We start from the raw sequence: 12,870 nt of genomic DNA, 5'->3' as shown, positions 1-12,870 counted from the left end.
GGTCAAGCCCGCCCTGCCCTCCATAACCACAACGACGGACTTCACATGAAACATCTCACCACCGCCGATCGCGAGGCACTGGCCGCTCGGCTCCAGGTCATCAAGCGCAGCGTCCTGGAAGAACTTCGCCGGACCGCTGCCGTCGACGAGACCTCACGAGACCCTCAGGATCACGAGGTTCGCAGCCACGCCGATGAGGCCGAGGCGTTCCGGCTCGCCGGCCTGCACAGCGCCGAGATCGAGATCGACCGCGCCAGGCTCAAGGACGTCGAAGAGGCGCAACAGCGCATGGCCGAAGGCCGCTACGGCATCTGCGCCGATTGCGGCAAGGACATTCCGCGCGAGCGCCTGGTGGCGCAACCCATCGCCGTCCGCTGCGCGGCATGCCAGGCCGCGCTCGAGGCCGGGCATCGCCGCTGAGGCCGGCGCTCAGCCGTCGAGCGGCACGCCGCCGCCGAAACGGCAGGCCCAGCGATCCCACAGATCTTGGCCGATCTCGGCCATCGACTTCTGCCACGCCAGAAGTATTTGAGCCTGGCGCTGCTGCGCCTGCAGCAGCGTCCCGACGGCCGCTGCCTGCCATTCGAGGACCAAGCGAAGATGTCCGTCGCGAAGCGACGGGGCAAGGGAGGTTTCAGGGGTCATGACGGTGCTCCGGAAAAGTCAGCCCTCAGCTTCGCACGGCGGCATTCCGGACTTCTTGACATGGCTCAAGGCGAGGCTTGCTGGCTTGGCCGATCACGGTTCGGGTCACCGATCTCAGGGGAGCCCTCAGGCGGTCGAGGAATTCCTCGACGATGGCGCTGTCCGGTGGCGGCAACAGGCTGGCCCTCAGGCGCTGCTCGCGATCGAACTGACGCATACGCCACTCCACCTCGTCGACCAGGACCACGATGTCCGCGTTCTCTTGAAGCGGTTCGGTACTGGACATTCTCCGTTTGTCTCCAAGGGGCTAACATTCCCGGGTGACGACCCCCACCCACCTCGCCGTCCTCGACGATGAAGTCGAGATCACCACCTTGCTCGCGGGCTATCTGCAGGGGCACGGATTCCGGGTGAGCCAGCTGCACGCCGGGCCGGCGCTCCTCGAACTCATGGCCAGCGACCCTCCGGCGCTGGTCCTGCTGGACCTGGGCCTGCCCGGCGAGGATGGCTTTGCCATCGCGCGCCAGTTGCGCGAACACTGGCGCTGCGGGCTGGTGATCGTCACCGGCCGTGGGGATGCGGTCGACAAGGTGGTCGGCCTGGAGATCGGGGCCGACGACTATGTAACAAAACCCTTTGACCTGCGTGAACTGGTGGCGCGCATCAAGGCCGTGCTGCGCCGCCTGGTTCCCGCGGACCCCCCGGAGTCCAGGCCGGGCGCCGAAGAGGTGACCCTGCTTCGCTTCGCCCAGTGGGAGCTGGACACCGCCGCGCGCCGTCTCCTGGACCCGGGCCGCAAAGAGGTGGCGCTGACCACGGGCGAGTTCGACCTCCTGAGCACCCTGGCCACCCACCCGGGCCGCGTGCTGTCGCGCGACTTCCTTCTCGAATCCACCCGGGGCCGCGACGGCGGCCCCTTCGACCGCACCATCGATGTCCAGATCGGGCGCCTGCGCCGCAAACTGGAAGACGACCCCAACAATCCCCAGATCATCAAGTCGGTCCGTGGCGCAGGCTACATCCTGGTTCCCAAGGTCGAAGCGGGGAGGGGCTGAAACATGGCCGGCCCCAGCGTTCCCGGTGTCGACGATGGCGCGGTGTTCCGTTCCCTCTTCGCCGCTTATCCGGACGCACTGCTGCTCGTCGATCTCCAGGGCGTGATCAGCCTGGCGAACCCAGCCGCGCTCGAACTGTTCGGCTATTCGGCCGACGAACTGGTCGGCCTCACGGTCGACGCGCTGGTGCCCGACGCCATCCGCCCGCGCCACGCGGCCTATCGCAAGGCCTACTCCGACCAGCCGCGCGCACGGCCGATGGGCATGCAGATGGACCTGGTGGCCAAGCGGCGCGACGGCAGCGAAGTCAGGGTCGAGATCGCCCTGAGCCCCTTGCAGGACCACAGCCTGCCCTACGTGGTCGCGGCGATCCGCGGCGTCGGCGCCTACCCGCGCGTGAAGCAGGCCCTGGAGCGGGCGCGCTATGCCGAATGCCTGGCGCAGTTCGGGCGCCTTGCCGTGGACGCGCGCGAGTCGCAGAAACTGCTCGAACTGGTCCCGACCATCGCCGCGCAGGCCCTGCAGGTCGAGATGGCGACGATCCTGCTGCTGGAGCCGAGCGGCCTCGAATTCCGCGTCGCGGCCGGCGTGGGCCTCCTGCCCGAGCAGCCGATCGGCCATCGGGTGCCCAATGACCCCGACTCGCCCTCCGGCACCGTCGTGGCAGAAGGCAAGCCGGTGCTGGTGAACGGCGATGCGCAGGATCGGCGTTTCAACATCCCGCCGCTCTATGCCCGGGCCGGGCTGGTGTGCGAACTCTCCGTTCCCCTGGCGGACCGCGGCCGCATCATCGGAACGTTGGTCGTGCGCTCGCGAACGGCCGGGCGCTTCGGTGACGACGAGATCCGCTTCCTGGACTCGCTGTCCAGCATGCTGGCCACCGTCCTGCAGCGCACGAGCAGCGAGGAAGCGCTCAACCATGCGCAGCGGCTCGAGAGCGTCGGCCAGCTGACCGGCGGCGTCGCGCACGACTTCAACAACCTGCTCACGGTCATCTCGGGCAATCTGCAGGTGCTCGAGGACACGCCCGCCTACACCGGCGACCCCTTCGTCCAGCAGCTGGTCGGCGCCGCCGCGCGCGCCACCCGGCGCGGAACGGAACTGACGGGCAAGCTGCTCGCGTTCTCGCGACGCCAGGTGCTGCAGCCCACCGTTGTCGACACCGCCGCGCTGCTGCATTCGCTGACCGACATGCTGCGGCGCACGCTCGACCAGCGCATCGTCATCACGCTCGACGCCGAGGAGGCGCTCTGCATCGCGGACCCGGTACAACTGGAATCCGCACTGCTGAACGTGGCGATCAATGCCCGCGATGCCATGCCCCAGGGCGGCACGCTCGGCTTCACCTGCCGCGCGGTGCCGCGGCTGCCGGTGCAGCTCGACTCAGAGCCCAGCCTGGCCGAGGTGGAGGGCTATGTGGCGATCTCGATCGCCGACACAGGGGCGGGCATGTCCGAGGCCGTGAAGGAGCGTGCCTTCGAGCCCTTCTTCACCACCAAGGAAAGCGGCCGTGGCACCGGCCTGGGCCTGTCGACGGTCTATGGGTTTGCCAGGCAGTCGCGCGGCGCCGTCGGTCTCCAGAGCGCGCCTGGTGCGGGCACCACGGTGACGCTGTACCTGCCGCTCATCGACGCGGACGCCGCCGCCGACGACGAATCCGACGCCGCCGTGCAGCATGGGGTGCCGCCCGGGCTGCGCGTGCTGCTGGTCGAGGACGATGCCGAGGTCCGAAGCGTGGTGCAGAAGTTCCTCGCCTCGATGGCCTGTGAAGTCATCGCCTGCGCCCACGCCGAGGAAGCGTTGGACGTGCTCGCATCCGATGCGGGCATCGGGCTTCTGCTCACCGACATCCTGCTGGGCACCGGCATGCGCGGCACCGAGCTGGCAGCACAGGTGAACACGCACCTGCCCGGCCTGCCCGTGTTGCTGATGTCGGGCTATTCGAGCGGATTGCTCGCCGAGCCCCAGGCCTGGGAGCTGCTGCGCAAGCCCTACACGCGCGCCGAACTCGAGCGTGCCATGGCGAAGGTCCTGAACGCGGCTCAGTGAAGGGCGGCGGCCTCCGTGGGCGCCATCAGGTGCTGGATGAAGCTCGTCAGCGCCTCCACCTTGGGAATGCGGATGTCACGCCGCCCCTTCTCGATGAAGTGGATCACGTCGCAACGGGCCAGCCTGGACAGCGCGCGGCTCACGGACTCCAGCGTCATGCCGAGGTAGTTGCCGATCTCGGCGCGCGTCATGTGGAGGGTGATCTGGTCGTTGCGCAGCCCGCGCTGCGCGAGGGCATCGGCCCAGTAGCGCAGGAAGCCGGCCACGCGGGCGTCGGCGGGCAAGGTGCACAGCGAGAGCAGGGAATCGTGGTCGCGCACCAGCTCGCGGCTCATGGCCTCGTGCAGTGCAGTCAGCAGCGCAGGGGCCCCGAGGGCGGCCTTGAGCAAGGCGTCGTAGCGGATGACCCAGACTTCGCCAGTGTCCATCGCGACGGCATCACAGCCGTAGTGTCCCGCCGCAATGCCGTCCAGACCCAGCCAATCGCCCTTGAAATGGAGGCCGACCACCTGCTCCCGCCCCTCGTCGGACAGGTTGACCATCTTGAAGAAACCCGAATTGACGACGTAGAGGCAGCCGAATGCCTGCCCTGCCTGGTAGACCGAGTCGCCCGTGCGCACGACCCGTCGCTGGATCGGCAGGGTGCCCTCCAGCAGCCGCAGCATGTCCGCGATGCGCTGGACGCCCGACGGGGCGGACTTGGGAAGGCGGATCGTTTCAGTCATTTTTGCCCCTCATGGATCGATGTGAGGAGCTTAGAAGGCCAGTGCAACGGGAGCGCCAATGCGATGGGGGCTTCGGTAACACTGGGTGAACGGTCCGTGTCAGGACGGTATCGGCGCCGGCGACATGACGAATTGTTGATGCCGGTCAAGTCTCGGATCGCGGCAGGTCCTATCTTTGCGTTGTGACGTCCCGCATTTCCACTTTCCCTCACCGCGATCCGCTGGCCGCCAAGTGCATCCTGGCGACCCTGGCCGCGGCCGAGCGCCTGCGGGCACAGGCACGCGCCGGCACCGCCGGCCAGCCCTTGCGCGGCAAGAACCTGGCGCTGCTGCTTGGCCCTTCGCCCGCTGGTGACATCTCGACGCTGCGCCGCGCCGCGCAGGACCTGGGGGCACGCGTGGCCGAGGTCAGGTTCACCGAGCCGACAAGGCCGGCACCGGGACGGGACAATGTTCTCGTCCTGGCGCAGATGCTGGGTCGCATGTACGACGCCGTCGATTGCGAGGCGCTGGCACCGGCCACCGCGCGCCGGATCGAGCAGGACGCCGGCGTGCCGGTCTACCACGACCTGTGCCTGGACGACCATCCGGCCCGCCTCCTGGCGGATCTCATGACACTGCGCGAGCATCGGTCGCCGCCCGGCGCGTCGATCCTGTTTCTCGGCGATCCGAAGGCGGCACGCGGCAGCCAGTTCGTCTCGGCCGCCCGCGCGGCCGGCTTCGACGTGCTGGCCGGCGGCACCGGGCAGCCCGCATCGAACGACGCGACCTTCCTGGTCGACGCCAGGCACTCGGCGCACTGGTCACTGCTCGCATCCGCCCTGCCGCTCGACGAGGCCCGGCGTGCGGAGAACCATCGGTGCGTGATGCAGGCCGTGCTGCTGGACACGATCGTCAAGGCTTCTCCATTTGTTGATGTGCGTCAAACGCCTCCCTTTCAGAGTTCTCATACTGGTATGTGAGAAAGGAGTCCGGGAAATGAAGCTAGCCATTCTTCTCGTAGCGGCCATCGCCCTCGGTGGATGCGCGTCGCAATCTGCCCCGGTGAGCCATGATCACACCGGGCATCGCGCTGCGTCTTCGACCTCAGCGCACGAGCAGCAGATGAACAAGATGCGTGACATGCACCAGAAGATGACGGCCGCCAAGACGCCCGAGGCGCGCCAGGCCCTGATGGCCGAGCACATGAAGGTCATGAGGGACGGCATGTCGATGATGGGCCAAATGAAGGGGGGCCACGGCAAGAGCGGCATGCCCATGGATTCCCAGATGATGGGTCAGCGCATGGACATGATGGAAACCATGATGCAGATGATGATGGACCGCGAAGCGGCCCGCACGCCTGTCAAATGATTCGAAGGAGCGAAGGATGGACCACGATCGGCCGCCGCCGTTCTGGGGCTCGCCAGCTGGTCTGGCTTTGGTGGTCGCGATCGCGGTCGGTGGCTTCTACCTCCTGACTGAACACACCGCGCACGTCCTGGGCCTGCTGCCGTACCTGTTCGTCCTGGCATGCCCGCTGATGCACATGTTCATGCACCGCGGGCACCACCATGGCGGCCACGAGCACGGTCAATCCAGGAGCAGCGACCATGAACGACGCCAACAGTGATTACGGACTCTGGGGTCTGGTCCTGCTCAACGCCGCCATCTTTATCGGCTTCGCCTATAGCTTCTTCAAGCCGGTGAACCTGCGAGACTGGCGTAGCTTCGGCGCTTACAGCGCCTTCATCGTCGCGCTGTTTGCAGAGATGTACGGTTTCCCCCTGACCATCTACCTGCTCTCGGGCTGGCTCGGCCCGAAGTTCCCGGGCATGAACTTGTTTGGCCACGATGCGGGCCATCTCTGGTGGCTCCTGGCCGGGCAGCACGGGAACCCGCACCTCGGCGTGCTGCACATCCTGAGCTTTGTGTTCATCGTTGCCGGTTTCGCGCTGCTGTCGAAATCGTGGCACGTGCTCTACCATGCGCAGCGGGGCCACCAACTGGCCAAGACGGGGCCTTACCGAATGGTGCGTCATCCGCAGTACATCGGCTTCGTCGCCATCATGTTCGGCTTCCTGCTGCAGTGGCCGACGCTGATGACGCTGGCGATGTTCCCGGTGCTGGTCACTATGTACGTGCGCCTGGCCATTTCCGAGGAACGGGACTCGGAGAAGATTTTCGGGGACGCGTGGCGAGAATATGCCGCTGCGACGCCGCGTTTCATCCCCCATTGCTCACGAGGCGACGGTGCACGTGCCGCGCGCAGCCACTGAAGGGGCAGAACTCGCCTCGGGTCTTGGGGCCATCGTCCTGGGCGCCGGCCTGGCGCTGGTCCTGCCCGAGTGGCTTCGGTCCTACGCAATGCCGCTGCTGGTCGGCGGCGTTGTCGTTCATGGCCTCGGCATGACACTGAGGTACCGCCTCGAGGCCCGCGACGGCCCTCCGCTTTGGTGGGAACGTGCGCTGTTCTGGCTTTGCTGGGCGTGCTTGGCGGGCCTCGGCATCTGGATCGCAGGGGCTGCGCGGTCTATTCCGCAGTAAGGGTGCTCAAGCACCACCTAAATTTCCTACGTCGGGCAGGGTTGAAACTTCGAGCAAGAACAGGAGAGCGCCATGCCATCTTCCAGCACCGAACGCCACGATCTTTCCGGCCCGGCGTCGGGCGGGGGCGGCGCGGGGCATCGGCCGGCTGCGACGAAGCCAACCGCGGCGGCTCCGCCGGGCAGGCAGGTCGAGTACACCTGCCCGATGCACCCGCAAATCCGCCAGATGGGCCCGGGTAGTTGCCCCATCTGCGGCATGGCGCTGGAGTCGGTGCTGGCGACCGAGGACACCGGCGAGAGCTCCGAACTGCGCAACATGACGCGCCGCTTCTGGATCGGGACGGCGTTGACCGCCCCGGTTTTCGCGCTGGAGATGGGCGGCCACATCGTCGACATCCACCACCTTGTCGCCCAGCAGACCTCGAACTGGATTCAACTGATCCTTGGCACGCCCGTCGTGCTCTGGGCCGGTTGGCCGTTCTTCACCCGGGCCGTTGCCTCCGTGAAGAACCGCAGCCTGAACATGTTCACGCTGATTGCCCTTGGCACCGGTGCTGCCTGGCTCTACAGCCTGGTTGCGACGCTAGCTCCGGGGCTCTTTCCGGATGCGCTGCGCAGCGAGGATCGCTCGGTTGCCGTCTACTTCGAGGCCGCCGCGGTCATCACGGTGCTCGTCCTGCTCGGCCAGGTCCTCGAGCTCCGAGCGCGTGAGAAGACGTCTGGCGCCATCAAAGCGCTTCTTGGACTCGCACCGAAGACTGCGGTCAAGGTCAAGCCGGATGGCGCCGACGAAACCGTTCAGGTCGACACCATCCAGGTCGCAGACCTGCTGCGCGTTCGTCCCGGTGAAAAGGTTCCGGTCGATGGGGTACTCACAGAAGGCAGGGGCAACGTCGACGAGTCCATGGTGACGGGCGAACCCATTCCGGTCGCCAAGACGGCGGGCTCGAAGCTGACGGCGGGGACCATGAACCAGACCGGCGGCTTCGTGATGCGTGCCGAGAAGGTCGGTGCCGACACGCTGCTCTCCCAGATTGTCCACATGGTGGCCGCAGCTCAGCGCAGTCGTGCGCCGATCCAGCGGATGGCCGACCGAGTCGCGGGCTGGTTCGTGCCGGTTGTCATGCTGGTTGCAGCGTTGACGTTCGTGATCTGGCTGGCTTGGGGGCCGGCCCCGGCATTCAGCTACGCACTCATCACCGCAGTGGCCGTGCTCATCATTGCCTGCCCTTGTGCACTGGGCCTGGCGACGCCGATGTCCATCATGGTGGGCGTCGGCAAGGGCGCACAGCACGGCGTGCTCATTCGCGATGCAGAGGCGCTCGAGCGGATGGAGAAGATCGACACGCTGGTGCTGGACAAGACCGGCACGCTGACCGAGGGGCGGCCGAAGGTCGTCCACATCGAACCGGCGAATGGCTTCAAGGGCGAGGCGGTGCTGCAGAAGCTCGCCAGCGTCGAGCGTGCCAGCGAGCATCCGCTGGCCATGGCCATCGTCATGGACGCCCAGGCGCGGAAGCTCCCGCTGTCGCCGGTCACGGATTTCGATTCGCCCGTCGGCAAGGGCGTGGTCGGCACCGTGGACGGGCAGCTCATCATCTCCGGCAGCGCCAAGTTCCTGGCCGAGCACGCCATCGACGCGACGAACCTGGCTGCGTCGGCGGAGGCCCAACGGCAGAAGGCAGCCACGGTCATCTTCGTGGCCGTGGGCGGCAAGCTGGCCGGATTCGTTGCGATCGCCGACCCCATCAAGGAAACATCGGCTCAGGCCATCGAGGCGTTGAGGGCGGCTGGCATCCGCATCGTCATGCTCACGGGCGATGGCAGGACCACGGCCGAAGCCGTGGGGCGTCAGCTCCACATCGACGAGGTGATCGCCGAAGTGTTTCCCGAGGACAAGGCAGCGGTGGTCAAGCGACTGCGCGACGAGGGGCGCGTCGTCGCCATGGGAGGGGATGGGGTCAACGATGCACCCGGTCTCTCGGCGGCAGACGTGGGCGTAGCCATGGGGACCGGCACCGACGTCGCGATGGAGAGCGCGGGCATCACGCTGCTCAAGGGAGACCTGATGGGCATCGTTCGCGCGAGGACGCTGTCCCGTGCAACGATGCGGAACATTCGGCAGAACCTGTTCCTGAGCTTTGCTTACAACGTCGCAGGCATCCCCCTTGCCGCCGGGGTTCTGTACCCGTTCTTCGGAGCTGCTGCTTTCGCCGGTGGTAGCCGCCGCTGCCATGGCGCTCTCATCGGTGAGCGTCATCACGAACGCCTTGCGGCTGCGCACGCTGAAGTTGGACTGAGGAAGAAGCCGATTGCGCATCAGCAAACGATGAGATCCGTATGGCCGAAGCCCTTGGAGTAGTCAAGGACGGAGATCACCGAGGGCGTTACGCGGAACACACGGACCTCGTCCGGGCTCGGCATCTTCATCGGCAGAGGCCCTGCCTCGGGGTATTTCAGCGGCAGCATGCTCAAGACTTTCTCCGCTTCGGCCCGATCATTCACCGCATGCGCACGAGCTGCCATCGACAGACCGGTGATCGCCATCAGATCCGCCGTGTCGTGATCGATGGTCAGCGAGAGTCGATCATCTCGCGTCAGGTTCCTTGACTTCTGACTGTCCAGCCCGCAGAGAAAGTACAGGGTCAGACCTTCGTTCACATAACCGACCGTCGTTGCCTGCGGCCATCCATCAGGACGCAGCGTCGCAACTGTCATGATGCGATGCTGGTCCAACAGCGCCAGGATCTTCCGTCTGATTTCGTCGTCCATGAGTCGCCTGCCCAATCGTCAAGGGGAGAGTTCCACGACATTTTGGGCTTGTATGGCTGCGCAGCCTTGACCGGGATCAAGGGCCTGTGCACGGACACCGTTGAACTTGCCAGGTATCCGCGCCGGCGGCCGGCGACATGGCGAATTGTTGATAAGGGTCAAGGCCCGGCTCGCGGCAGGTCCTATCTTGATGGACATGAAGATCCGCCTCTCCACCCTCTCTGCGCGCGCGTCCACGCGCGAGTCACTCGCCGCGAGCCGCATCTTCTCGGCTGAGCCGTCGCGCTCGGGAGTCATTGCATCGTGACCATCCGCCACCTCGACCGCCTGCTCACGCCGGCCTCGGTCGCCGTTTTCGGCGCCTCAAACCGCAGCGGCAGCGTGGGCGCCACCGTCTGGCGCAACCTGCGCGCCGGCCATTTCGCCGGCCCCGTTTACGCCGTCAATCCCAAGCACAGCACCCTGGATGGCGTTCCGGTGTACGCCACGGCCGGCCAGCTGCCGGCTGCGCCGGACCTTGCCCTCCTGTGCACGCCGGCGCACACGGTGGCGCCGCTGGTCGCCGAGCTCGGCGCGCTCGGCACGCGCGCCGTCGTCATCGTGACGGCAGGGCTGACCCCGGCGCAGAAGCAGGCTGCGCTCGACGCGGCCAAGCCCCACCTGATGCGCCTCCTGGGCCCCAACTGCATCGGCTTGCTGAGCCCGCACATCGGGCTGAATGCCAGCTTCGCCCACACCGACGCCCTGCCCGGGGAGTTGGCCTTCGTGTCGCAGTCGGGCGCGCTGGTCACCGCCGTGCTCGACTGGACCCGAAGCCGCGGCATCGGCCTGTCGCACCTGGTGTCGCTCGGCGATCATTGCGATGTCGACTTCGGCGACCTGCTCGACCACCTGGCCAGCGATGCGCGCACACGCTCCATCCTGCTGTACGTCGAATCGGTGGAATCGCCGCGCAAGTTCATGTCGGCTGCGCGGGCGGCCGCGCGCAACAAGCCGGTGATCGTGGTGAAAGCCGGCCGCTTCGGCAACGGCGTGCGCGCCGCCGCCTCGCACACCGGGGCACTGGCCGGCTCGGACGTCGTCTATGACGCGGCCATCCGGCGCGCCGGCATGCTGCGCGTCGACACGCTGCAGGAGCTGTTCATCGCGGCCGAGACCCTGGCGCGCTTCCGAGGCAACCGCAGCGAGAGCCTGACCATCATGACCAATGGCGGCGGTGCCGGCGTGATGGCCGCCGACGCGGCCGCGCGGGCCGGCGTCACGCTGGCCGAGCCGAGCGGGGCCCTGCTGGAGCGCCTCGACGCAGCGCTGCCCGCCAACTGGTCTCATGCCAACCCGGTCGACATCATCGGGGACGCACCGGTCGAGCGCTACACCGCAACGCTCTCGGCCCTGCTCGCCGATCCGGACGCGGGCGCGGTGCTGTTCATCCATGCACCGACGGCGATCGTGCGCAGCGACGACATCGCCCGCGCTTGCCTGCCGCTGATTCGCGCAAGCGGGCCACGCGTCATGAGCGCCTGGCTCGGCGATGGCGCCGTCTCCCAGGCGCGTCAGTTGTTCGAGCAGGCCGGCGTGCCCGACTACCCCACGCCGGAGGAAGCCGTCCGAGCCTTCGCGATGCTCCAGACCTATCGGCGGAATCAGGAGATCCTGATCGAGGCCCCCAGCGCCAGCGAGAACCCGGTGCCCGATGTCGCCTCGGCACGCCGCCGACTGGACGCGGTGCTCGCCGAAGGGCGCGAGTGGCTCGGCGAGCACGAGGCGAAGGCCGTCCTCCAGGCCTATGGCGTACCCGTGGTCCCCACGCGCGCGGTCCGCGCATCGGCCGAAGCGATATTCGCGGCCGCGCGCGAGGTGGGCTATCCGGTCGCGCTGAAGATCGTGTCGCCCGACATCACGCACAAGTCCGACGTCGGCGGCGTCAGGCTGGATCTGCGCGACCAGGCATCGCTGGACATGGCAGTGAGCGAGATGCTGCGCGCCGTGAGAGCCGCCAAGCCCGACGCGCGCATCGACGGATTCACCGTGCAATCGATGGTGCGCCGGCCCCATGCCCAGGAAGTCATCGTCGGCGCCAGCATCGACAGCGTGTTCGGGCCGGTGATCCTGTGCGGCCAGGGCGGCACCGCGGTGGAGATCACCGCCGACAGCGCGGTCGCCCTGCCTCCTCTCAACCGCAGCCTGGCGCGTGAACTGGTCTCGCGCACCCGCGTCTCGCGCCTGCTGGCCGGCTATCGCGACCACCCGCCTGCCAAGGTCGACGCCCTCTACGACGTGCTGATCGCCGTTTCGCAGATGCTGGCCGACTTGCCGCAGCTGGCCGAGCTCGACATCAACCCGCTGTACGTCGACGAAGCCGGTGCCATCGCGCTCGATGCACGCATCAGGGTCTCCAGCCGACCGGTCGCCGGGGCCGAGCGCTTCGCGATCCTTCCGTACCCTTCGCAATGGGTGCGAACCCAGGCCTGGAACGGCCGCGAGATCACGGTGCGCCCCATCCGTCCCGAAGACGAAGCGCAGCACCGGCAGTTCATCGAGAAGCTCGACCCGGAGGACGTCCGCATGCGCATCTTCCAGACGCGGCGCGAGCTGCCCCACAGCGAGCTCGCCCGGCTCACCCAGATCGACTACGACCGCGAGATGGCGCTCATCGCGGAAGCCGTGGACGCACAGGGCGTGCCGGAGACACTGGGCGTCGCACGCACCGTGAGCGACCCGGACCACGTCGAGGCCGAGTTCGCCATCATCGTGCGCTCGGACCTCAAGGGCGGCGGACTTGGCACGCTGCTGCTCGAGCGGCTGATCGAGCACGCCCGCAGCCGCGGCATCGGCCGCCTCGTGGGCATCGTGCTGCGCGAGAACACTCGGATGCTGAAGCTCGCCCGCGCGTTGGGCTTCAAGACCGACCTGGCGGAACCGATGGGGTCGGAAGTACGCCGCGTCATCATGTCGCTGGACAGCGCCGCTCGCGATCGAGAGACCGCAGAGCAAGACTTTGCGCTGGATCCGAACCAGGACCGCGCCGGGCGCCGATAGAGCGATGACCGTCAATGCCACGCCCCACCCACTTGATCACTGCCCTGGCGGTGGCGC

General features: G+C 67.3%; 12 protein-coding genes and 1 pseudogene. 9 read left to right on the top strand and 4 right to left on the bottom strand.

The annotated features are described in order from the left end of the window. The first annotated feature begins 45 nt into the window (after positions 1 to 45). On the top strand, positions 46 to 420 hold the full coding sequence (locus AC3A6X_RS07470; protein ID WP_487841579.1) for a TraR/DksA family transcriptional regulator: 375 nt from the start codon (positions 46 to 48) through the stop codon (positions 418 to 420). 9 nt (positions 421 to 429) lie between these two features. On the opposite strand, the gene AC3A6X_RS07465 is transcribed toward AC3A6X_RS07470, so the two are convergent. Beyond that, entirely contained in the window at positions 430 to 645 is a 216-nt protein-coding gene (locus AC3A6X_RS07465; RefSeq protein ID WP_487841578.1) for a hypothetical protein, read from the bottom strand. Between the two features lie 25 nt (positions 646 to 670). After that, positions 671 to 931: a hypothetical protein gene (locus AC3A6X_RS07460; protein WP_487841577.1), complete on the bottom strand. Its 261-nt coding sequence runs from the start codon at positions 929 to 931 to the stop codon at positions 671 to 673. 34 nt (positions 932 to 965) lie between these two features. Between AC3A6X_RS07460 and AC3A6X_RS07455 the strand changes: the two genes are divergently transcribed. Both AC3A6X_RS07455 and AC3A6X_RS07450 read left to right on the top strand, forming a co-directional pair. Then, positions 966 to 1,700, top strand: a complete 735-nt coding sequence (locus AC3A6X_RS07455) for a winged helix-turn-helix domain-containing protein (protein ID WP_487841576.1) — start codon at positions 966 to 968, stop codon at positions 1,698 to 1,700. 3 nt (positions 1,701 to 1,703) lie between these two features. After that, positions 1,704 to 3,749, top strand: coding sequence for a PAS domain S-box protein (locus tag AC3A6X_RS07450; RefSeq protein WP_487841575.1), 2,046 nt, complete (start codon positions 1,704 to 1,706; stop codon positions 3,747 to 3,749). Here AC3A6X_RS07450 and AC3A6X_RS07445 read toward each other — a convergent pair. Further along, positions 3,743 to 4,474, bottom strand: coding sequence for a Crp/Fnr family transcriptional regulator (locus tag AC3A6X_RS07445; protein ID WP_487841574.1), 732 nt, complete (start codon positions 4,472 to 4,474; stop codon positions 3,743 to 3,745). The genes AC3A6X_RS07450 and AC3A6X_RS07445 overlap by 7 nt on opposite strands. Before the next feature lie 182 nt (positions 4,475 to 4,656). Between AC3A6X_RS07445 and AC3A6X_RS07440 the strand changes: the two genes are divergently transcribed. The 5 genes and pseudogenes from AC3A6X_RS07440 (at position 4,657) to AC3A6X_RS07420 (ending at position 9,302) form a co-directional block, all read left to right on the top strand. Then, positions 4,657 to 5,436, top strand: coding sequence for a Rossmann-fold NAD(P)-binding domain-containing protein (locus AC3A6X_RS07440; RefSeq protein WP_487841573.1), 780 nt, complete (start codon positions 4,657 to 4,659; stop codon positions 5,434 to 5,436). Positions 5,437 to 5,578: 142 nt separating this feature from the next. Then, positions 5,579 to 5,827 carry a hypothetical protein gene (locus AC3A6X_RS07435; protein ID WP_487841572.1) on the top strand — a complete coding sequence of 83 codons (249 nt, stop codon included), beginning with the start codon at positions 5,579 to 5,581 and terminating at the stop codon, positions 5,825 to 5,827. 16 nt (positions 5,828 to 5,843) lie between these two features. Next, positions 5,844 to 6,086 carry a DUF2933 domain-containing protein gene (locus AC3A6X_RS07430; RefSeq protein ID WP_487841571.1) on the top strand — a complete coding sequence of 81 codons (243 nt, stop codon included), beginning with the start codon at positions 5,844 to 5,846 and terminating at the stop codon, positions 6,084 to 6,086. Next, a complete protein-coding gene (locus AC3A6X_RS07425; protein ID WP_487841570.1) occupies positions 6,067 to 6,732 on the top strand; it encodes a methyltransferase family protein in 666 nt (221 codons plus the stop codon). The genes AC3A6X_RS07430 and AC3A6X_RS07425 overlap by 20 nt, the downstream gene beginning before the upstream one ends. A 475-nt stretch (positions 6,733 to 7,207) precedes the next feature. Further along, positions 7,208 to 9,302, top strand: a pseudogene (locus tag AC3A6X_RS07420) (copper-transporting P-type ATPase). Positions 9,303 to 9,321: 19 nt separating this feature from the next. Here AC3A6X_RS07420 and AC3A6X_RS07415 read toward each other — a convergent pair. Continuing rightward, positions 9,322 to 9,774, bottom strand: coding sequence for a pyridoxamine 5'-phosphate oxidase family protein (locus AC3A6X_RS07415; RefSeq protein ID WP_487841569.1), 453 nt, complete (start codon positions 9,772 to 9,774; stop codon positions 9,322 to 9,324). A 303-nt stretch (positions 9,775 to 10,077) separates the two neighbouring features. On the opposite strand from AC3A6X_RS07415, the gene AC3A6X_RS07410 reads away from it, so the two are divergent. Further along, positions 10,078 to 12,813, top strand: coding sequence for a bifunctional acetate--CoA ligase family protein/GNAT family N-acetyltransferase (locus tag AC3A6X_RS07410; protein ID WP_487841568.1), 2,736 nt, complete (start codon positions 10,078 to 10,080; stop codon positions 12,811 to 12,813). Positions 12,814 to 12,870: the final 57 nt, after the last annotated feature.

This window comes from Variovorax sp. Soil_C_12 (assembly GCF_057657375.1).
This window is presented reverse-complemented; position numbering and strand designations above follow the sequence as displayed.